General features: G+C 57.7%; 14 protein-coding genes. 3 read left to right on the top strand and 11 right to left on the bottom strand.

Annotated elements, in window-relative coordinates:
* Positions 1–3 precede the first annotated feature (3 nt).
* Positions 4–2,397 carry a maltodextrin phosphorylase gene (gene malP / locus RTM13_RS09895; RefSeq protein WP_312211872.1) on the bottom strand — a complete coding sequence of 798 codons (2,394 nt, stop codon included), beginning with the start codon at positions 2,395–2,397 and terminating at the stop codon, positions 4–6.
* Positions 2,398–3,032: 635 nt separating this feature from the next.
* Here malP and malT point away from each other — a divergent pair.
* Positions 3,033–5,738: an HTH-type transcriptional regulator MalT gene (gene malT / locus RTM13_RS09890; protein ID WP_312211871.1), complete on the top strand. Its 2,706-nt coding sequence runs from the start codon at positions 3,033–3,035 to the stop codon at positions 5,736–5,738.
* A gap of 42 nt (positions 5,739–5,780) precedes the next feature.
* Here the strand turns inward: malT and RTM13_RS09885 are convergent, their stop codons facing one another.
* Genes RTM13_RS09885 through glpE form a run of 3 tightly spaced genes read right to left on the bottom strand, consistent with a single transcriptional unit; the run spans position 5,781 to position 7,768 of the window.
* Positions 5,781–6,539, bottom strand: a complete 759-nt coding sequence (locus RTM13_RS09885) for a DeoR/GlpR family transcriptional regulator (RefSeq protein ID WP_312211870.1) — start codon at positions 6,537–6,539, stop codon at positions 5,781–5,783.
* An 18-nt stretch (positions 6,540–6,557) separates the two neighbouring features.
* On the bottom strand, positions 6,558–7,379 hold the full coding sequence (gene glpG / locus RTM13_RS09880) for a rhomboid family intramembrane serine protease GlpG (protein WP_312211869.1): 822 nt from the start codon (positions 7,377–7,379) through the stop codon (positions 6,558–6,560).
* Positions 7,380–7,438: 59 nt separating this feature from the next.
* Positions 7,439–7,768 carry a thiosulfate sulfurtransferase GlpE gene (glpE, locus tag RTM13_RS09875; protein ID WP_103820339.1) on the bottom strand — a complete coding sequence of 110 codons (330 nt, stop codon included), beginning with the start codon at positions 7,766–7,768 and terminating at the stop codon, positions 7,439–7,441.
* 189 nt (positions 7,769–7,957) lie between these two features.
* Here glpE and glpD point away from each other — a divergent pair, with 189 nt between their 5' ends.
* Positions 7,958–9,463, top strand: a complete 1,506-nt coding sequence (gene glpD / locus RTM13_RS09870; protein WP_312211868.1) for a glycerol-3-phosphate dehydrogenase — start codon at positions 7,958–7,960, stop codon at positions 9,461–9,463.
* An 84-nt stretch (positions 9,464–9,547) separates the two neighbouring features.
* On the opposite strand, the gene glgP is transcribed toward glpD, so the two are convergent.
* The 6 genes from glgP to asd form a co-directional block, all read right to left on the bottom strand.
* Positions 9,548–11,995 (bottom strand): glycogen phosphorylase, encoded by a 2,448-nt coding sequence (gene glgP / locus RTM13_RS09865; RefSeq protein ID WP_312211867.1) that lies wholly within the window; start codon positions 11,993–11,995, stop codon positions 9,548–9,550.
* A 19-nt stretch (positions 11,996–12,014) separates the two neighbouring features.
* Positions 12,015–13,448 carry a glycogen synthase GlgA gene (glgA, locus tag RTM13_RS09860; RefSeq protein ID WP_312211866.1) on the bottom strand — a complete coding sequence of 478 codons (1,434 nt, stop codon included), beginning with the start codon at positions 13,446–13,448 and terminating at the stop codon, positions 12,015–12,017.
* Between the two features lie 92 nt (positions 13,449–13,540).
* Positions 13,541–14,824: a glucose-1-phosphate adenylyltransferase gene (glgC, locus tag RTM13_RS09855; RefSeq protein ID WP_312211865.1), complete on the bottom strand. Its 1,284-nt coding sequence runs from the start codon at positions 14,822–14,824 to the stop codon at positions 13,541–13,543.
* Positions 14,825–14,838: 14 nt separating this feature from the next.
* Complete coding sequence (glgX, locus tag RTM13_RS09850) at positions 14,839–16,815, bottom strand: glycogen debranching protein GlgX (RefSeq protein ID WP_312211864.1); 1,977 nt, start codon at positions 16,813–16,815, stop codon at positions 14,839–14,841.
* Entirely contained in the window at positions 16,812–18,998 is a 2,187-nt protein-coding gene (gene glgB / locus RTM13_RS09845) for a 1,4-alpha-glucan branching enzyme (protein ID WP_312211863.1), read from the bottom strand. Before glgB ends, glgX begins: the two co-directional genes overlap by 4 nt.
* A gap of 225 nt (positions 18,999–19,223) precedes the next feature.
* The gene (gene asd / locus RTM13_RS09840; RefSeq protein ID WP_312211862.1) at positions 19,224–20,330 is read right to left on the bottom strand and encodes an aspartate-semialdehyde dehydrogenase; all 1,107 of its coding nucleotides are present in this window, start codon (positions 20,328–20,330) and stop codon (positions 19,224–19,226) included.
* Between the two features lie 176 nt (positions 20,331–20,506).
* Here asd and RTM13_RS09835 point away from each other — a divergent pair, with 176 nt between their 5' ends.
* Entirely contained in the window at positions 20,507–21,100 is a 594-nt protein-coding gene (locus RTM13_RS09835; protein ID WP_312211861.1) for a YhgN family NAAT transporter, read from the top strand.
* 63 nt (positions 21,101–21,163) lie between these two features.
* On the opposite strand, the gene gntU is transcribed toward RTM13_RS09835, so the two are convergent.
* Complete coding sequence (gene gntU / locus RTM13_RS09830) at positions 21,164–22,504, bottom strand: gluconate transporter (RefSeq protein WP_312211860.1); 1,341 nt, start codon at positions 22,502–22,504, stop codon at positions 21,164–21,166.
* Positions 22,505–22,510 lie beyond the last annotated feature (6 nt).

The following is a 22,510-nucleotide window of genomic DNA, read 5'->3' as shown; positions in this document are numbered from 1 at the left end:
TCCTTAGCGTTTGGCCTGCCAGATCAGGTTTTGATAGTCACGAATTGAGCGATCGGAGCTGAACATGCCGCAGCGGGCGGTGTTGAGGATCGCCGCGCGGGTCCACGCCTCCTGGTCGCGATAGAGCACGTCAACCTGTCTTTGCGCCTCAACGTAGGCGGCAAAGTCAGCGGCAACCAGATAGGGATCGCCCCCCTGCTTGCCGATGCTGTGCAGCATCAGGTCGAACGCATGCTTGTCGCCGTCGCTGTATTTACCGCTCTCCAGCTCTTTGAGGATCGCATTCAACAGCTTGTCTTTCTTACGCCACTTCACGGGATCGTAGCCTTTGGCCTTCAACGCCTTCACCTCTTCCACGGTATGGCCGAAGATGAAGATATTCTCTTCGCCTACCTTCTCGGCAATCTCGACGTTTGCCCCGTCCAGCGTGCCGACGGTGAGCGCGCCGTTCAGCGCCAGCTTCATGTTGCCGGTACCGGAGGCCTCTTTCCCTGCGGTGGAGATCTGCTCGGAGACGTCCGCCGCCGGGATCAGCTTCTCCGCCGCCGAGACGCAGTAGTCCGGCAGGAAGACCACCTTCAGCTTGTCGCCCACGCGTGGGTCGTTGTTGATCGCCTCCGCCACCTTATTGATAGCAAAAATAATGTTCTTCGCCAGGTAGTAGCCCGGTGCAGCTTTAGCGCCAAACAGGAAGACGCGCGGCACGCGGTCCACCGCCGGGTTCTCGCGGATCTCTTTGTAGAGCGCGAGGATGTGCAGCAGGTTCAGATGCTGGCGCTTATACTCATGCAGGCGCTTGATCTGAATATCAAAAATAGCGTCAGGGTTGATGACGATGCCGGTACGCGCTTTCACAAACTCCACCAGACGTGTCTTGTTCTCCTGCTTGATAGCGCGATAGCGCTGGCGGAAGTTGGCGTCGTCGGCATACTTCTCGAGGGCCAGCAGCTGGTCGAGATCGTTGACCCACTCTTTTTTCAGGGTGCTGTCGATTAAAGCAGCCAGCGCCGGGTTGCACTGCTTGATCCAGCGGCGCGGAGTAATGCCATTGGTAACGTTATGGAACTTGTTCGGCCACAGCTGGTGATACTCCGGGAAGAGATCCTTCACTACGAGGTCCGAGTGCAGCGCCGCCACGCCGTTGACCGCAAAGCCGCTGACGACGCAGAGGTTAGCCATGCGCACCTGGCCGTCATAGACCACCGCCAGCTTCGCCCATACTGCCTCATTGTTTGGCCAGGTTTTCACTACCTGCTTCTTAAAGCGGTCGTTGATCTCTTTGATGATCTGCATGTGGCGCGGCAGCAGCGGCTTCAGCAGCTGCACGTGCCAGTTCTCCAGCGCCTCCGGCATCAGCGTATGGTTGGTATAGGCAAACAGTCGGCTGGTAATCGACCATGCCTCATCCCAGCTCAGCTGATGCTCGTCGATCAGCACGCGCAGCATCTCTGGAATGGCGATGGTCGGGTGGGTATCGTTCAGTTGGATCACTTCGTAGTCCGGCAGCTCCGCCAGCTTGCGTCCGGCCAGATGGTGACGACGCAGAATGTCCGCCACCGAGCAGGCACACTGGAAGTACTGCTGCATCAGGCGCAGCTTCTTACCCGCGGTGTGGTTGTCGTTGGGATAGAGAACTTTCGTTAGCTTGTCGGCGTCGATGCCCTGCTGTTCAGCACGCAGGAACTCGCCGTCGTTAAATTTGGTCAGGTCAAACGGATGGGCGTGCTTTGCCTGCCACAGTCGCAGAGGCTGGGCCACGCCGTTACGGTAGCCCAACACCGGCAGATCCCACGCCTCGCCAATCAGGGAGAAGGCCGGCTCCCAGCGCCCGTCCCGGCTCACCTTGCCGCCAAGATTAACCTTCACATCCAGCGCGGAATTGTGCTGGAACCAGGGGTAGCTGCCGCGATGCCAGTCGTCCGGGGCCTCCTGCTGCTGTCCGTCAGCAAAGGACTGGCGGAAGAGGCCATACTGATAGTTCAGGCCGTAACCGGTCGCCGGCTGGCCTACCGTCGCCATCGAGTCGAGGAAGCAGGCCGCCAGCCGTCCCAGCCCGCCGTTGCCCAGCGCCGGATCGATCTCCTCCTCCAGCAGATCGGTCAGGTTGACGTTATGCGTTTGCAGCAGATCGCTCACCTCCTGATACCAGCCCATGTTAAGCAGGTTGTTGCCGGTGAGGCGGCCAATCAGGAACTCCATTGAGATGTAGTTTACGTGGCGCTGATCCTCTGCGGGTTTGACGACCGCCTGGGCAGCAAGCTGCTCTGCCAGCGCGCCGCTGACTGCGTGCCACCACTGGTGTGGCGTCATCTCATCGGCAGCATGGAGACCAAAACGCTGCCACTGACGCGTCAGGGCGGCGGCAAACTGAGCTTTGTTAAAGGTTGGCTGTGACATAGCAAACGGGGATCCTGTAAGTAAAAACAACGTTAATGCTAGTTTGCCTGGCCCCTACGTTGACTTCCTCATCCTGCCGGGGAAAAGGCCAGGAGGAGCCGCAGGGATGAGCCAAAAGTGTGATCGCTGCCACTTAAAGTTAGCTGTAAAAACGCGAATTACTCAAAAATTCAACGGCCAGACTGCATAGAAACTGGTACGAAAGTATGAGGAAATTAACGTCAGGTAACCGGGAGGCCGGTCAACAAAATGAAATGGCGTTTCATACATACATCCATGAATTTAAATTTACTCAGGCGAAACGTGGATACAAATATTAACAGCCCTCACCTTTCTCCCCTATTAATTACCACCTTTGACCTATGGATTGTGAATATCAACGGCCTACTCTTACTGTGCCAAAAGTGAATATTACATTCTGCTCCATTTGCCCGCAGGCTAGTTACCACCTGCCCTCGCTACCTGTCGGGCGTTTTATTCAGCCAGGTTATAGAAATGTGACTTGGTGCAAAATCAGCGCCGTAAAATTCGGACATAACTTGCAATAAAATCCATTCTGACCGAACTTATTGGTTATTAATTACGAAGCTCAAAAAAATTCCTTTTTTTCGTTCCCTCACAGTGAAGTGATAACTATGTTGATTCCGTCTAAATTAAGTCGCCCGGTTCGTCTTGACCATACTGTGGTCCGCGAACGCCTGCTGGCTAAACTTTCCGGCGCGAACAATTTTCGTTTAGCCCTGGTGACCAGCCCGGCTGGCTATGGCAAAACGACGCTTATCTCACAGTGGGCCGCCAGTAAAGACGACCTGGGCTGGTTCTCCCTCGACGAAGGGGATAACCAGCAGGAGCGATTCGCCAGCTATCTCGTTGCCGCCGTGCAGCAGGCCACCGGCGGCCACTGCGTCTCCAGCGAGGCGATGGCGCAGAAACGCCAGTACGCCAGCCTCCCCTCGCTCTTCTCGCAGCTCTTTATTGAGCTAGCGGAGTGGCAGCGCCCGCTCTATATCGTTATCGACGACTATCATCTGGTGACCAACCCGGTTATCCACGATGCGATGCGTTTTTTCCTGCGCCACCAGCCGGAAAACCTGACCCTGGTGGTGCTGTCGCGTAACCTGCCGCAGCTGGGCATTGCCAACCTGCGCGTGCGCGATCAGCTGCTGGAGGTGAGCAGCCAGCAGTTGGCCTTCACCCATCAGGAGGCGAAGCAGTTTTTTGACTGCCGCCTGAATGCACCGATTGAAGCGGCAGAGAGCAGCCGCCTGTGCGACGACGTGGCCGGATGGGCTACCGCGCTGCAGCTGATTGCCCTCTCGGCGCGGCAAAACAACAGCTCAACCCAGCACTCCGCCCGGCGTCTGGCGGGGATCAACGCCAGCCATCTGTCAGACTATCTGGTGGACGAGGTGCTGGACAATATTGATTCCACTACCCGTCAATTCCTGCTGAAAAGCTCCCTGCTGCGCTCAATGAACGATGCGCTGATTGTCCGCGTCACTGGCGAAGAGAACGGTCAGATGCGGCTGGAAGAGATCGAGCGTCAGGGGCTGTTTTTACAGCGTATGGATGACTCCGGAGAGTGGTTTAGCTATCACCCGCTGTTTGGCAGCTTTTTACGCCAGCGCTGCCAGTGGGAGCTGGCTACCGAGCTGCCGGATATCCACCGCGCGGCGGCAGAAAGCTGGATGGCACAGGGCTTCCCGAGCGAGGCCATCCATCATGCCTTAGCGGCGGGCGACGGCATAATGCTGCGCGATATTCTGCTGCACCATGCGTGGGGACTGTTTAACCACAGCGAGCTGACCCTGCTGGAGGCGTCGTTAAAGGCGCTGCCGTGGGAGAGCCTGCTGGAGAACCCACGTCTGGTGCTGTTGCAGGCCTGGCTGATGCAGAGCCAGCACCGCTATAGCGAAGTGAATACCCTGCTGGCCCGCGCCGAGCAGGAGATGGATATGACGGCGGATCACGCGCTGCACGGCGACTTTAACGCCCTGCGCGCCCAGGTCGCCATTAACGACGGCGATCCGGTGGAAGCCGAGCGGCTGGCGATGATCGCCCTCGACGAGCTACCGCTGGCTAACTTCTACAGCCGCATCGTGGCCACCTCGGTGCACGGTGAGGTGCTGCACTGCAAGGGGCTGCTCAGCCACTCCCTTACCCTGATGCAGCAAACCGAGCAGATGGCACGCCGCCACGACGTCTGGCACTACGCGCTGTGGAGCATGATCCAACAGTGTGAGATCCTGTTTGCCCAGGGCTTTCTGCAAGCCGCCTGGGAGTGTCAGGATAAAGCCTTTACGCTTATCCGCGAGCAGCATCTTGAACAGCTGCCGCTGCATGAATTTTTACTGCGCATCCGCGCCCAGCTGCTGTGGGCATGGGGACGTCTTGATGAATCCGAGGCTGCCGCCAGAGAGGGTATGACCGTGCTCTCTGCCTATCAGCCTCAGCAGCAGCTGCAGTGCCTGGCCCTGCTGGTACAGAACTCTTTAGCGCGTGGCGATCTGGATAACGCCCGCAGCCACCTTAACCGGCTGGAGAACCTGCTAGGCAACGGGCAGTACCATAGCGACTGGGTATCAAATGCTGACAAGGTGCGGGTGATCTACTGGCAGATGACCGGCGATAAACAGGCCGCCGCCCAGTGGCTGCGCCAGACGCCGAAGTCAGAGTTTGCTAACAACCATTTTCGTCAGAGCCAGTGGCGCAACGTAGCCCGGGCGCAGATCCTGCTGGGAGACGCGGAGTCAGCGGAGATGGTGCTGGAAGAGCTGAACGAGAACGCGCGCAGCCTGCGGCTGATGAGCGATCTGAACCGTAACCTGCTGCTGCTCAACCAGCTCTACTGGCAGTCCGGACGCAAAAACGACGCCCAGCGGGTGCTGCTGGAGGCCCTGACGCTGGCAAACCGCACCGGCTTCATTAGCCATTTCGTGATTGAAGGTGAGGCGATGGCGCAGCAGCTGCGTCAGCTGATCCAGCTTAACGCTCTGCCGGAGCTGGAGGGTCACCGCGCCCAGCGTATTCTGCGCGACATCAACCAGCACCACCGCCACAAGTATGCTCATTTTGATGAGCGCTTTGTTGAGCGGCTGCTGACCCACCCGGAGGTGCCGGAGCTGATCCGCACCAGCCCGCTGACCCAGCGGGAGTGGCAGGTGCTGGGTCTCATCTACTCTGGCTACAGCAACGAGCAGATTGCCGGCGAGCTGGCGGTTGCCGCGACCACCATCAAAACCCATATCCGCAACCTCTACCAGAAGCTGGGCGTGGCCCACCGCCAAGATGCGGTGCAGCACGCGCAGCAGCTATTACAGATGATGGGTTACGGAGTATAAGCGGTAGGCCGGGCAAACGCAGTGCCGCCCGGCGTTGCAGCATCAGCAGAGTTCCAGCTGGATATTGTGGCTCTTAATGACGTCCAGCACGCCAGCAGGCGGCAGCACGTCGGTATAGACCGCATCCACCATGCTGATGCTGCCCATGTTAACCATCGCGTTACGGCCATATTTGGAGTGATCCACCACCAGCATCACGTGACGTGAGTTGTCGATAATTGCCCGCTTGGTGCGCACCTCATGGTAGTCAAACTCCAGCAGCGAGCCGTCGGCGTCGATGCCGCTGATCCCAAGGATGCCGAAGTCGAGGCGAAACTGGGAGATAAAGTCGAGCGTCGCCTCGCCGATAATCCCGCCGTCGCGGCTTCGCAGCTCGCCCCCGGCCAGAATAATGCGGAAGTCCTCTTTTACCATCAGCGTGTTGGCGACGTTAAGGTTGTTGGTCACGATACGCAGGTTGCTGTGGTCCAGTAGCGCATGGGCTACCGCCTCCGGCGTGGTGCCGATATCGATAAACAGCGTCGCCCCGTCCGGGATCTGGCTGGCGACCTTGCGGGCAATCCGCTCCTTCTCTGCCGTCTGGGTGGCCTTGCGATCGTGCCACGAGGTGTTCACCGAGCTGGAGGGGAGCGCCGCGCCGCCGTGATGGCGCAGGATCATGTTCTGATCGGCCAGGTCGTTCAAATCGCGGCGAATGGTCTGGGGGCTGACGGCAAACTGCTCCACCAGCTCCTCGGTACTGACGTAGCCCTGCTTTTTTACCAGCTCGATGATGGCATCGTGGCGCTGTGTCTGTTTCATTGCAATGTTCCTGAGCTTTTATGTTCGTTTTCGCGTATCAACAAACGCCATTGCCAGTCCCACGGCCAGGCCGGTGACGTGCGCGCCGTTGGCGATAGACATGCCAAACAGATCAAACCAGCCGGCAATTAACCATATTAAGGAGAAGGCTATCAGGCCGCGCGGCAAATAGACACCGCTTTGCGGATCGCGCTCGCCCCGCAGCCAGGCATAGCCCATCAGGGCGTACACCACGCCGGAGAGGCCACCAAACCACGGGCCGCTAAACTTGTGCTGCACATAGCCGCTGAGCAGAGCGCTAATAAGGGTAATCACAATCAGCTTGCCGCTGCCGAGGCGCTTCTCCACCGCCCCGCCGATGTACCACCACCAGAGCAAGTTGAAGAGGATATGCATGACGGAAAAGTGCATCAGGGCGTGACTGAAGTAGCGCCAGAGATCGAACCGCAGGGAGGGATCGAAGGGCCACGCCAGCCAGACCATGACAATCTGGTCGCCGAGGGTGCTCATCAGGATAAACACCAGCACGCAGAGCAGCGCCACGATCAGCGTCACCGGCCCGGCCCTTTCGCGCAGGGTAGCGATAAAGGGGTAGCGGCGATAGTGCAGGCCGCTGTCAATCTGCCCTGATTGCCAGCTGGCCGCCAGGTAGCGCGGATCTTCCGGGTTCTGCTGGAAGCGCGCCAGCTCTTCACGCACGCGCCCGGCCTGGCTCTCGTCCGCCAGCCAGACGTCGCTGGTCTGGTGGTGTTGAATAGTCAAAACAACGCCCTGGGTTTGCATATAATCAACAAACGCCTGGGCGACGCGCGGGTTGGCAAAAGAGGTGATCATCAACATGCTGGCGGTCGCTTTTTCCACACAAAAGAGGGCAGTATAGCGGGTTATTGCTCCGCTGACTAAAGCGTACCGTGCGCCACTTCCGCCGGGAAATGGCGATGCCAGGCGTCAAAGCCGCCGTCGACGCTGTAGACCTGGTCAAAACCCTGTTGCAGCAGGTACTGGGCTGCGCCTTTACTGCTGTTGCCGTGGTAGCACATCACCATCACCGGCGTATCAAAGTCGTTTTGCTGCATAAAGGTGCCCAGCGTATCGTTGGTCAGATGAAACGCGCCTGGGGTATGACCCATGGCATAGCTTTGCGGATCGCGAATATCTACCAGCACCGCCAGCTTCTGATGCATCTTCTGGTGGGCCTCTTCTACATTAATACACTCAAACTGATCCATTGCGCTCTCATCTCTGTTGGGTATGCACGTTACACATTCTCTAATTTTACGTCGTTCCGCCAGGTAAACGCCATTATGTTATGCATATCACTCTAAATTGTTTTTTTGATGTTACCAAAGGCGCGTTCGTTTGCTATTATGAGCGATATCGAACATTTTTGAGCTTTTACGAAAGTGCATGAGGTGAGCATGGAAACCAAAGATCTGATTGTGATAGGTGGGGGCATCAACGGTGCCGGTATCGCGGCAGACGCCGCCGGGCGTGGCCTTTCCGTGCTCATGCTGGAGGCAAACGATCTGGCCTGTGCCACCTCTTCCGCCAGCTCTAAACTCATCCACGGAGGCCTGCGCTACCTGGAGCATTACGAGTTCCGTCTGGTAAGCGAGGCGCTGGCAGAGCGTGAGGTGCTGTTGCAGATGGCCCCGCACATCGCCTTCCCTATGCGCTTTCGTCTGCCGCACCGTCCGCACCTGCGTCCGGCGTGGATGATCCGCATCGGCCTGTTTATGTACGATCACCTGGGCAAGCGCACCAGCCTGCCTGGCTCTACTGGCTTGCGTTTTGGCTCAGAGTCGGTGCTGAAGCCGGAGATCGTGCGCGGATTCGAATATTCTGACTGCTGGGTCGACGATGCACGGCTGGTGCTGGCGAATGCGCAGATGGTGGTGCGTAAAGGCGGCGAGGTGTTAACCCGCACCCGGGCAACCTCGGCACGCCGGGAAAATGGCCTGTGGATCGTTGAGGCTGAAGACGTTGATACCGGCGAGACGTATCGCTGGCAGGCGCGCGGCCTGGTGAACGCCACCGGCCCGTGGGTAAAACAGTTCTTTGACGATGGGATGAAGCTGCCTTCGCCGTATGGGATCCGCCTGATCAAAGGCAGCCATATTGTGGTGCCACGCGTGCACTCCCAGAAGCAGGCCTACATTCTGCAAAACGAAGATAAGCGTATCGTGTTTGTGATCCCGTGGATGGACGAGTTCTCCATTATCGGCACCACCGACGTGGAGTATAAGGGCGACGCCAAACACGTTGAGATCGACGAGAGCGAGATTAACTATCTGCTGAAGGTCTATAACGCACACTTTAAAAAGCCGCTGACCCGGAACGATATTGTCTGGACTTACTCCGGCGTACGTCCGCTGTGCGACGACGAGTCCGATTCACCGCAGGCGATTACCCGCGACTATACCCTGGATATTCGTGACGACGAGGGCAAAGCACCCCTGCTCTCCGTCTTTGGCGGTAAGCTCACCACCTACCGTAAGCTGGCCGAGCATGCGATGGAGAAGCTGACGCCATACTACAGCGGCATCGGTCCGGCGTGGACGAAAGAGTGCGTGTTGCCAGGGGGTGATATTGCTGGCGATCGTGACGACTACGCGGCGAAGCTGCGTCGCCGCTACCCGTTTATCAGCGAGACGCAGGCTCGTCACTACGCCCGCACCTACGGCAGCAACAGCGAGCTTATTCTTGCCGGTGCGACGTCGCTTGAGGAGCTTGGCGAGAACTTCGGCCATGAGTTCTACGAAGCTGAACTGCGCTATCTGGTAGAGCATGAGTGGGTGCGCCGCCTCGATGATGCCATCTGGCGTCGGACGAAAGCAGGTATGTGGCTGAACGCGGAGGAGCAGTCGCGAGTGGCGCAGTGGCTGGCTAACTGGGCCAAGCGTGAACTGTCGCTAGCATCGTAGTTGATATTGCAACGCCGGGCGGCACTGCGTTTGCCCGGCCTACGTGTAGGCCCGGTAAGCATAGCGCCACCGGGCGTTTTGTTTTTACAGGCGTATCGGCTTGATGTTCCAGATTTTGTCCGCGTACTCCTTGATCGTCCTGTCAGATGAGAAGTAGCCCATATTGGCGATGTTATGCATCGCTTTAATGGTCCACTCTTCTGGCTGGCGATAAAGCTCATCCACCCTGTCCTGACAGTCAACGTAGCTGCGAAAATCGGCCAACACCTGATAGTGATCGCCGAAGTTAAGCAGGGAATCCACCAGATCGCGGTAGCGGCCCGGCTCGTCACGGTTAAACACGCCGGTAGCAATCTGCGTCAGGACGCTGTGCAGCTCTTCATCTTTATCGTAGTAGTCGCGCGGCTTATAGCCCTGACGACGCAGCGTCTCAACCTCTTCCGCCGTGTTACCAAAGATAAAGATATTGTCGTCACCCACATGCTCCAGCATCTCAACATTTGCACCATCCAGCGTGCCGATGGTCAGCGCGCCATTGAGGGCAAACTTCATGTTGCTGGTGCCGGAGGCCTCCGTTCCCGCGAGCGAAATCTGTTCGGAGAGATCCGCCGCCGGAATGATCAGCTGCGCCAGGCTGACGCTGTAGTTCGGAATGAACACCACCTTCAGCTTGTCGCCAACCTGCGGATCGTTATTGATCACCTTCGCCACATCGTTGATTAAGTGAATAATATGCTTCGCCATGTAGTAGGCCGAGGCCGCCTTACCGGCAAAGATATTAACGCGCGGTACCCAGTTCGCATCCGGATCGGCTTTGATTCGGTTATAGCGGGCAATGACGTGCAGGACGTTCATCAGCTGGCGCTTGTACTCATGGATACGCTTGATCTGCACATCGAACAGCGCCTTCGGGTTCACTACCACGTTAAGCTGCTGGCCGATGTAGAGCGCGAGGCGCTTTTTATTGTCCAGCTTCGCCTGGCGCACCGCCTGGTTTAGCGTCGGGAAATCGATGTGCTGCTCCAGCTCGCCGAGCTGGCTAAGATCGGTTCGCCAGGTGCGCCCGATATGCTCGTCGAGCACATCCGATAGCGACGGGTTCGCCAGCGCCAGCCAGCGCCTCGGCGTCACGCCGTTGGTAACGTTGGTAAAGCGCGTCGGGAACACCCGCGCAAAATCCGCAAACAGCGACTGTACCATCAGGTTGGAGTGCAACTCGGAGACGCCGTTGACCTTGTGGCTGGCCACTACCGCCAGCCAGGCCATGCGCACCCGACGCCCGTTAGACTCGTCGATGATCGAGACGCGGCTAAGCAGCCCGGTGTCGTTCGGATGCTGCTCCTGAACGGTCTTCAGGAAGTAGTCGTTGATCTCAAAGATAATTTGCAGATGGCGCGGCAGAATTTTACCCAGCATGTCTACCGGCCAGGTCTCCAGCGCCTCACTCATCAGCGTGTGGTTGGTATAGGAGAAGATCTGACAGGTCGCCTCAAAGGCGTCATCCCAGGAGAACTTATGCTCGTCGATGAGCAGGCGCATCAGCTCAGGAATACCCAGTACCGGATGGGTATCGTTGAGGTGAATGGCGACCTTATCAGCGAGGTTGGCGTAGGTCTTATGCAGCAGGAAGTGGCGGTTAAGGATATCCTGCACCGTCGCGGAGACAAGGAAATACTCCTGACGCAGGCGTAGCTCACGACCAGAGTAGGTGGAGTCATCCGGGTAAAGCACCCGGGAGACGTTTTCCGAGTGGTTTTTATCCTCTACCGCGGCAAAATAGTCGCCCTGGTTGAATTTACCGAGGTTAATGGCGCTACTGGCCTGGGCATTCCACAGCCGCAGCGTATTGGTGGCGTCGGTATCAAAGCCAGGGATGATCTGATCGTAGGCGACCGCAAGGATCTCTTCGGTCTCCAGCCAGCGGGTCTTTTTCCCCTCCTGCTGGATCCGACCGCCGAACCGCACCTTGTAACGGGTGTTGTGACGCTTGAACTCCCACGGGTTACCGTACTCCAGCCAGTAGTCCGGGGACTCTTTCTGGCGGCCATCCACGATGTTCTGCTTGAACATACCGTAGTCGTAGCGGATGCCGTATCCGCGCCCCGGCAGGCCAAGGGTAGCCAGCGAGTCGAGGAAGCAGGCGGCAAGGCGGCCCAGACCGCCGTTGCCGAGGCCCGGGTCGTTCTCTTCGTCGATCAGCTCTTCGAGATCCAGCCCCATCTCTTCCAGCGCGTTTTTAACATCGCCATAGATGCCCAGCGCAAGCATTGCGTTGGAAAGGGTGCGGCCAATCAGAAACTCCATCGACAGATAGTAAACCTGGCGCGTCTCCTGAGAGAGTTGCGCACGGTTTGAGCGCAACCAGCGCTCGACCAGGCGGTCACGTACGGCAAACAGCGTGGCGTTCAGCCACTCATGTTTGTTGGCGATAGCCGGATCTTTACCAATGGTAAACATCAGCTTATAGGCAATAGAGTGCTTTAACGCCTCGACGCTGAGTGTCGGTGATGTATAGGTAAAGGGTGCATTCATAAACGTGATTCCTGGTGCTCTACTTCAACCGATAATAGAGATCCCGGTAGGACTGAGCGGCAACCTGCCAGCTAAAATCCATATTCATCGCCTGACGCTGAACAAAACGCCACAGCGAAGGCCGGGACCACAGCACAAAAGCACGCCTTATCGCCCTGAGCAGCGACCAGGCATTGCTGTCTTCAAAGACAAATCCGCTGGCGATACCGTCCGCCAGGTTCTCCAGTGAGCTGTCGGATACGGTGTCAGCCAGCCCACCGGTACGCCGCACCAGCGGCAGCGTGCCGTACTTCAGACCGTAGAGCTGGGTCAGGCCGCACGGCTCAAAACGGCTCGGCACCAGAATCACATCCGCGCCGCCCATAATGCGGTGCGAGAAGGCTTCGTGATAGCCAATCTGAACCCCGACCTGCCCCGGATGCTCGGCGGCGGCGGCCAGGAAGCCCTCCTGCAGTACCGGATCGCCTGCGCCCAGCAGGGCCAACTGTCCGCCCTGCTCCAGCAGGCCCGGCAGTGCCTCCAGCACCAGATCCAGCCCTTTCTGGCTGGTCAGGCGGCTGACCACGGCGAAGAGCGGAACCTTCTCGTCTACCTTCAGCCCCATGGCAATTTGCAGCTGACGCTTGTTCTCCGCCTTATCTTCCAGCGAATCACGAGTAAAGCGCGACGCCAGCAGCAGGTCGGTTTCCGGATCCCAAATCTGCTCATCAACGCCATTGAGGATCCCCGAGAGGCGTCCCTCCGCATGGCGCTGCCGCAGCAGCCCTTCCATACCGTATGCAAACTGCGGCTCGGTGATCTCCCGCGCATAGGTCGGGCTAACCGCCGTAATGTGGTCGGCAAAGTAGAGTCCCGCCTTCAGGAACGAGATCTGACCGTTGAACTCTACGCCATTAATATTAAAGAATGACCATGGCAGTTCTATTTCAGCCATATGTTGAGCATAAAACATACCCTGGTAGGCTAAATTATGCACGGTAAATACCGATTTCGCTGGATGGCCACGTGCGGCAAGGTAAGCAGGAGCCAGCCCGGCATGCCAGTCGTGGGCATGGACAATGTCCGGACGCCAGAAAGGATCCAGGCCACAGGCCATCTCGCTGCCTACCCAACCGAGCAAGGCAAAGCGCAGAACGTTATCGGTATAGGCAAAAAGGTTAGTGTCGTGATACGGACTGCCGGGTCGGTCATAGAGGTGTGGAGCATCAATCAGATAGATGCCAACGCCGTTATAGTGGCCGTAAAGCAGCGTGATGTGTCCGGCAAAGGTTTCACGTCGGGTCACCACTTTCGCATCGGTAATGCCGCGCCGAATATCAGGAAATGCCGGCAGCAGTACGCGAGTATCAACACCACCGGCTATTTGCGCCGCAGGGAGTGCACCAAGTACATCTGCCAGACCACCGGTCTTGAGCAACGGGAACATCTCAGAACATACATGTAAAACCTGCATTCTCGCTCCTGTTAAAAACCGCTACCGTATGCGAGCGGTAGCGGTAAACCAGCGCGCGGACCCCTTCCGCGCAAGGTTATGAGTTGATGCCGTCACTCTTTTAATTTGCTTAACATCTCGCGCGTGACCAGCACAATGCCTTCCTCTGAACGGTAGAACCGGCGAGCATCCTCCTCTGCGTTTTCACCGATGACCATGCCTTCAGGTATCTTACAGGCGCGGTCAATGACGCAGCGGCGCAGGCGGCACGAACGTCCTACCCAGACGTCCGGCAGCAGTACCGACGAGTCGATATTACAGAATGAGTTAACGCGCACGCGCGGGAACAGCACCGACTGCACTACCACCGAACCGGAGATAATGCAGCCTCCCGACACCAGCGAATTGAGCGTCATACCGTGGCTACCCGATCTATCCTGTACAAATTTAGCAGGCGGTAGCGATTCCATGTGGGTTCGGATAGGCCAATTTTGATCGTACATATCCAGCTCTGGCGTCACGGAGGCGAGATCGAGGTTAGCCTTCCAGTAGGCCTCGAGGGTTCCCACGTCGCGCCAGTAGGGCTCTGCGTCCGGATCCGACTGCACGCTGGAGAGCGGGAACGGGTGCGCGTAGGCCATGCCGGCGCGGGTGATCTTAGGAATAATATCTTTGCCGAAGTCGTGGTTGGAGGTGGGATCCTGATCGTCCTCCTCCAGCAGCTCATAAAGATAATCAGCGTCAAAGATATAGATCCCCATGCTCGCCAGCGCCCGGGTTGGATCGTTAGGCATTGATGGCGGCTTAGGGGGCTTCTCAACGAAATCGATGACTTTTTCGTTTTCATCGACCGCCATAACGCCAAACGCCGTTGCTTCCGCTACCGGTACCGGCAGACAGGCCACGGTGCAGCGTGCACCCTTCTCGACGTGGTCGATCAGCATGCGCGAGTAGTCCTGCTTGTAGATATGATCGCCTGCGAGGATCACCACGTACTCCGCATTATAGCGACGAATAATGTCGAGGTTCTGGGTGACCGCATCCGCCGTGCCGCGGTACCAGTTTTCACCGTGCACGCGCTGCTGAGCGGGGAGCAGATCGACAAACTCGTTCATCTCTTCGCTAAAGAAGGACCAGCCGCGCTGGATGTGCTGTACCAGCGTATGCGACTGGTACTGGGTGATCACGCCGATACGGCGGATACCGGAGTTAAGACAGTTGGAGAGAGCAAAATCGATAATACGGAACTTGCCGCCAAAGTGTACCGCAGGCTTGGCACGCGTGGTGGTCAAGTCTTTGAGACGCGTGCCGCGCCCGCCCGCCAGGATCAGGGCTACAGATTTTAAGGGGAGCTGGCGCGCTAACATTAGCGGATCGTTGTTATCTAATCTAACCATGATGAACTCCTTTTTTATGACCTTCGAAAAACGCATACTCCATGCGCGGGCCCATGCCAGACAGCCACTACCACCGGATTGTCCTCACCGGCAAATGGGGGAACGGCGCGCCATTCCCCTTCGGGTAATACAATTTCTGTAACCTTATCCGTATTGTTCAGCGTAATCAGAAGACGGTCTGAAAGCAGGATTTGCAAACGCCCCACCCCATGCTCCCACTCCCGTACGCTTAAAGGCTGGGCATCCTTATTCAGCCAACTGACGTTGCCGTCACCCTCTTCCCACCAGGTATTATTGGTTAATGCCGGTACCTGCTGGCGAAGATGAATTAACGTGGCCACAAAGGTGGTCAGCCCGTCGTTTGCCTGTTCCCAATCAAGCCAGGTCAGCGCGTTGTCCTGGCAATAGGCATTATTGTTACCATGCTGGCTGTGACCCTGTTCATCACCTGCCAGCAGCATTGGCGTACCTTGTGATAAAAGCAGCGTGACCAGTAGGGCATGGACACTGTCTCGCCGCCGTTCAATCACATACAACGACCCGCCTAATCCCTCTGTACCATGATTATTGCTGTGGTTATTGTTAGTGCCGTCGCGATTCTCTTCGCCGTTGGCCTCGTTGTGTTTATGGTTAAAGCAGACGCAGTCGCGCAGCGTAAAGCCGTCGTGCGCCGTCACCAGGTTAATCGACGCGGCGGGAAGACGTCCGCTGCGCCTGAACACGTCGCCAGAGCCGGCAAAGCGCGTGGCAAACCGGCCCAGAGAGATATCTTTTGCCAGCCAGAAACGGCGCGAGGCATCGCGAAACTGATCGTTCCACTCGGCAAACAGCGGTGGAAAATTGCCGACCTGGTAGCCACCTTCCCCTACGTCCCACGGCTCGGCAATCAGCTTGACCGCCGACAGCACAGGATCGTTTTTTATCGCCTCAAACAACGGCGCGCAGGGATCAAAATGCGGTGTACGCCCCATTACCGACGCTAAATCGAAGCGGAAACCGTCGATGTGATAAGTATCTACCCAATGTCGTAGACACTGGTGGGCATACTCCACTACGCCGGGATGGCTCAGATTCAGGGTGTTACCGCAGCCGGTCCAGTTCGCGTACTCGCCGTTCTCCCTGATCCAATAATAGCTACGGTTATCGATTCCGCGCAGGGAGAAAGTAGGGCCTTCAATATCGACCTCGGCGCTGTGGTTCAGGACGATATCGAGGATCACCTCAATACCGGCAGCGTGCAGCGCTTTCACTGCCGTACAAAACTCCTGCTGGGCGCGGGCAGGCTCACTGGCGTAGCGCGGATCGAGGGCAAACATCGCCAGCGGGTTGTAGCCCCAGTAGTTGCTTAAGCCCAGCCGCTGCAGGCGCGGCTCGCTGGCGAAGTGCGCCACCGGCAGCAGCTCAAGAGCGGTGATCCCGAGGCGCTTGAAGTAGTCGATCATCACCGGATGACCCAGCGCCTTATAGGTGCCGCGGATCTTTTCCGGAATATCAGGGTGCAGCCAGGTCAGCCCTTTGACGTGGGCCTCATAGATCACCGTGTTGCCCCAGGGGATACGCGGCGGCGCATCGTCTTCCCAGTCAAAGGCTTCGTTAACCACCACGCTCTTCAACGCAATCTTTGCGTTATTATGCGGATCGGCAATATCGAAGCCGCTGTGAAAGAGATCGTGATCGATGGCGTCGCCGTCAACGCGGCGAGCGCAGGGGTCGATCAGCACCTTTGCCGGATTAAAGCGGTGGCCCGCTGCTGGATCCCACGGACCATGCACCCGGTAGCCATAGCGCAAACCGGGACGCGCCTTCTCCAGAAAACCGTGCCAGACGTCGCCGCTGCGGGCAGGCAGATCGTAGCGCTGCTCATTCTCCTCATCGTCAAAGATGCAGAGCTCAACCCGCTCTGCGTTTGCCGAGAAGAGCGTGAAGTTCACGCCATTGCCTTCGTAATGCGCGCCAAGTGGCGCAGGCTTGCCTGCCGCCAGCTTCGTCATTCACCCTCCCTGACCAGCCAGATGGTAGAGAGCGGCGGCAGCGTCAGGCTGAGCGAGTTATCGCGACCGTGACTTGGGATCTCATCGCTGTGCACGGTACCGTAATTTCCCATATTGCTGCCGTGATAGTGTACCGAGTCGGTATTCAGTGCCTCACGCCAGCGGCCCGGCTGGTTGACGCCAAAGCGGTATTCATGGCGCGGCTCCGGCGTAAAGTTGCTGGCAACGATAATTTCATTACCGGCTTTATCCCGGCGCACGAAAATAAACACCGAACGCTCGTTGTCATCGGCCACCAGCCATTCGAAACCGTACCGATCAAAATCCAGCTCGTGCAGCGCCTTGTGGTGACGATAGGTAGTATTAAGATCGCGTACCAGCCGCTGAACGCCGTGGTGCCAGTTATCACCGCCCTCAAGCAGATGCCAGTCAAGGCTGCTGTCGTGGTTCCACTCGCGCCCCTGGGCAAACTCGTTACCCATAAAGAGCAGTTTTTTACCCGGGAAGGCCCACATCCAGCCGTAGTAGGCACGCAGGTTGGCAAACTTCTGCCATGCGTCACCCGGCATCCGGTCAAGAATGGATTTTTTGCCGTGCACCACTTCATCGTGCGACAGCGGCAGAATGAAGTTCTCGGTGTAGTTGTAGAGCATCCCGAACGTCATCTGATTATGATGATACTGACGGTAGATAGGATCGAGCTTGAAGTAGTCGAGGGTGTCATGCATCCAGCCCAGGTTCCACTTATACCAGAAGCCCAGCCCGCCGTTAGACGGTGGTCGCGATACCCCAGGGAAATCGGTGGACTCTTCCGCCATGCTTACCGCGCCGGGAACCTGCTCCCCCAGCTTGCGGTTGGTGCTGCGCAGGAATTCGATGGCTTCAAGGTTCTCACGACCGCCAAACTCGTTAGGGATCCACTCCCCCTCTTTGCGGCTGTAGTCACGGTAGATCATGGAAGCCACCGCATCGACGCGCAGAGCGTCAATACCAAAGCGTTCTACCCAATAGAGGGCGTTGCCCACCAGATAGTTGCTGACCTCACGGCGACCATAGTTGTAGATCAGCGTGTTCCAGTCCTGATGGTAGCCCTCGCGCGGATCGCTATGTTCATAGAGATCGGTTCCGTCGAACTCGGCGAGGCCGAACTCATCGCTCGGGAAGTGGCCCGGTACCCAGTCGAGGATCACGTTCAGACCTGCCGCATGGGCTGCCTTAATGAAGTAGCGGAAATCATCCCGCGTGCCGAAGCGGCGGGTTGGCGCATAGAGGCCCGTCGGCTGGTAGCCCCAGCTGCCGTCAAACGGATGCTCGTTGACCGGCATCAGCTCTAAATGGGTAAAGCCCATCCATTTGGCATAGGGAACCAGCTGCTCTGCCAGATCGCGGTAGCTAAGCCAGAAGTGGTTGTCGGTATGGCGACGCCAGGAGCCGAGGTGCACCTCATAGATGGAGATGGGCTGGTCAAACTCGTTGGCCCGCTTACGCTCTTCGCTCTGCTCGACCTTCTCCGGCAGGCCGCAGATCATGGAGGCAGTATCCGGGCGCATCTGCGCCTCGAAGGCATAGGGATCGGCCTTAATGCGCAGGTTGCCGTGGGCATCGATCATCTCGAATTTATAGATCTGCCCGTGCTGCGCGCCAGGGATAAAGAGCTCCCAGATGCCGGACTCTTTGCGCAGGCGCATCGGATGGCGGCGGCCATCCCAATAGTTAAACTCGCCTACGACCGAGACGCGTCGGGCATTAGGTGCCCAGACGGAGAATTTGGTACCGGTGACGCCATCCATTGTATCGGCGTGTGCGCCAAGAGTTTCATAGGGCCGCAGGTGCGTCCCCTCTGACAGTAGCCAGGCATCTAAATCCTGGAGCAGCGGGCCGAAGCGGTAGGGATCGTCCAATAGATTGGAGTGATCGTGCCAGTTAACGGCAAGCTGATAGCGGAAATGATTTTTACGGCGTTGAATGATACCGGCAAAGAAGCCGCGTGAATCAAGGCACTCTAGCCTGGCCAGTTTACGTCCGGTTTTCGTTTCGATAACCCACACTTCGGTGGCGTCAGGTAGCAACGCGCGGACTTCCAGCCCGGCATTAGTGCGATGCATACCGAGTACGGAAAAGGGATCCGCAAAATGGCCTGCTATTAGCGCGTTAATCACGTCTCTATCGACAAGACTGGACATGGTTTTTTTATCCTGTTCTATATGTGCCACATTTTTTCGCCAGCCACATCAACGCTGGCCTGAAGCTGATCCAACTTAAGCATAGACAAGGGTTCCCCTGTCTCCTGATAAATTTGGATGAATTGCGACTACATTATGTATTTAACAAAAAACTCAGCGCGCGGGTTCACAAAAAATGTGCAAAAAAAAGGAGGTGACGCTGCACCTCCTCCTAAACAGTGTTCGTTACGCCAGCTGGCGCAGCATCCGCCGCAGCGGCTCGGCGGCTCCCCACAGCAGCTGATCGCCGACGGTGAAGGCGGAGAGATACTCCGGCCCCATGTTGAGCTTACGCAGACGGCCAACCGGGGTGGTCAGCGTGCCGGTTACCGCCGCCGGGGTCAGCTCGCGCATGGTGATTTCGCGATCGTTCGGCACCACTTTAGCCCACTGATTGTGTGCCGCCAGCAGGGACTCAACGGTCGGGATAGAGACATCTTTCTTCAGTTTGATGGTGAAGGCCTGGCTATGGCAGCGCAGCGCGCCCACGCGCACGCAGAGGCCATCCACTGGAATCACCAGGTCGGTATTGAGGATCTTGTTGGTCTCCGCCTGCCCCTTCCACTCTTCACGGCTCTGGCCGTTATCAAGCTGTTTATCAATCCACGGGATCAGGCTGCCCGCCAGCGGTACGCCGAAATTATCTACCGGCAGCTCGCCGCTGCGGGAGAGGGTCGTGACCTTACGTTCGATATCGAGGATAGCCGAGGCCGGATCCGCCAGCTCGCCCGCAACGTGGCTGTGCAGCTGACCCATCTGCGCCAGCAGCTCACGCATGTGGCGTGCGCCGCCACCGGAGGCTGCCTGGTAGGTCGCAACCGAGACCCAATCCACCAGATTCTCAGCAAACAGGCCGCCCAGCGACATCAGCATCAGGCTGACGGTACAGTTGCCGCCAACAAAGGTTTTCACGCCATTGTTCAGGCCCTGGGTAATGACCTCCTGGTTGACCGGATCGAGAATGATGATGGCGTCATCTTTCATGCGCAGCGAGGAGGCTGCGTCGATCCAGTAACCCTGCCAGCCGCTTTCACGAAGCTTTGGATAGATTTCGTTGGTATAATCGCCGCCCTGGCAGGTGACAATAATGTCGAGTGCCTTCAGCGCCTCCAGATCAAACGCGTCCTGAAGCGTGCCCGCCGCGCCTGTACCGAACGTCGGGGCTGGCTGGCCAAGCTGGGACGTAGAGAAGAAGACAGGGCGAATGGCATCGAAGTCGCGCTCTTCTACCATGCGTTGCATGAGTACAGAGCCGACCATACCGCGCCAGCCGATAAAACCAACATTTTTCATAGCGTATTTCCTGCAGAGGTGTGTGCTGTTTGAGCGATCCAGATCTTTTTACTGGTATACCGCACACATTACAAAATGCAGCTAAAGTCGCAAGTGAAATTAATCAATGATAGTGTCGCCGTCAGAAATAGCGCTTATCAGCGGCCGTTTATGGCGTGCCTCAGGGACAAGAAGCAATGAATGATATCCTCTCCATCGCGGTGCTGTTGATCCTGATTATGGATCCGCTTGGCAACCTGCCTATCTTTATGTCAGTGCTGAAGCACACCGAGCCGAAACGCCGCCGGGCGATTATGATTCGCGAGCTGCTGATCGCCCTGCTGCTGATGCTGATTTTCCTGTTCGCCGGTGAGAAGATCCTCTCCTTCCTGAACCTGCGCGCCGAGACCGTCTCTATTTCCGGCGGCATCATTCTGTTTTTAATCGCCATTAAGATGATCTTCCCCAGCCCGGAGGGCGGCAGCTACGGTATGCCCGCCGGTGAAGAGCCGTTTATCGTGCCGCTGGCGATCCCGCTGGTGGCTGGCCCCACCCTGCTCGCCACGCTGATGCTGCTGTCGCACCAGTATCCCAACCAGATGGGACATCTGGTGATCGCCCTGATGCTGGCCTGGGGCGGCACGGTAGCCATTCTGCTGCAATCGTCGCTGTTTTTACGCCTGCTCGGTGAGAAAGGGGTTAACGCGCTGGAGCGCCTGATGGGGCTGGTGCTGGTGATGCTGGCGACCCAGATGTTCCTGGACGGCATTCGGGTGTGGATGAAGGGGTAGTCGTTTAAACGTGCATTCAAACTGTAGGCCCGGTAAGCGAAGCGCCACCGGGCATATCGGATATTAACTCAGCAGCGAAAACGCAATCATTCCGACAATCGCGCCCGTGGTGCCAAGGATAGTCTCCATCATCGTCCACGTTTTCAGCGTCTGTCCTTCGGTTGCGCCAGTAAACTTACCGAACAGCCAGAAGCCAGCGTCGTTGACGTGGCTGACCACAATAGAGCCGCCCGCGATGCAGATCGACAGTGCGGCCATCTGCGCGCCAGAGAAGTGCAGCTGCTCAATCACCGGCATGACCAGACCCACCGCGGTTAAGCAGGCCACCGTCGCCGATCCCTGAATAATACGCACCGCTGCGGCCAGTACGAAGCAGGTGATGGCGATGGGCAGGCCCATGCCGGTCAACGCTTCGCCCAGTGCCGGACCGACGCCGGAATCCACCAGCACCTGCTTGAAGACGCCGCCCGCACCGATCACCAGCAGGATAATGCCCGCCGGCTGTAGCGCCGTGCCGCAGATCGCCATCACTTTATCTTTCTCCATGCCCTGACGATACGCCAGGCCATAGATTGCCACCAGGCACGCCACCAGGATGGCGGTAAACGGATGGCCGATAAACTCCAGCCACTCGTAGAGCGTAGAGCCTTGCTCAACGAAGCGTGCGGCGATGGTTTTCAGACCTACCAGCACCAGCGGCAGCAGGATCAGCGCCAGGCTGAAGCCGAACGACGGCATCTTGCCTTCGCCGAGATGCGGCTCGCTGATGTCATCCGGAATATGCAGCTCAACGTAACGGCTGATAAAGTTGCCCCACAGCGGACCGGCAATCAGCATGCCCGGAATGGCGGCGCAGAGGCCGATGAGGATCATCCAACCAAAGTCGGCGTGCATCTGGGATGCCAGCAGCATCGGCGCTGGCCCCGGCAGCAGAAAGGCCGCCGCCGCCGCAACCCCGGCAAAGAGCGGAATGACCAGCTTGACCAGGTTAGTGCCGGTGTGGCGCGCCATGGAGAAGGCGACGCTGATCAGCAGCACGATCGCGACCTCAAAGAAGAGCGGCAGCGCGCAGATTAGCCCGGCGAGGCCGATAGCGTAGTGCGCCCGGCTGTGGCCAAAGGATTTCAGCATCTTGACCGCAATCTGATCTACCGCGCCGGTCTCATGCAGAATTTTACCGAACATCGCCCCCAGCGCGACCACAATCGCGAGGAAGCCCAGCGTGCCGCCCATGCCTTTTTCCATGGTTTTGGCAATGGCGTCGAGCGGCATTCCGGAAAACAGCCCTGCTCCAATAGAAACCACCATCAAAGCAATGAAAGCGTGAAGACGTGCCTTCATCACTAAAAACAGCAGCAGCAAAACCGAGCCGACCGCTGTCAAAACAAGCGTTAAAGTACCCACTGTACT

This window comes from Pseudescherichia sp., from assembly GCF_031979925.1.
Taxonomy (GTDB): Bacteria; Pseudomonadota; Gammaproteobacteria; order Enterobacterales; family Enterobacteriaceae; genus Pseudescherichia.
The sequence above is the reverse complement of the archived record's forward strand: the minus strand, read 5'-3'. Positions and strand labels throughout refer to the sequence as shown.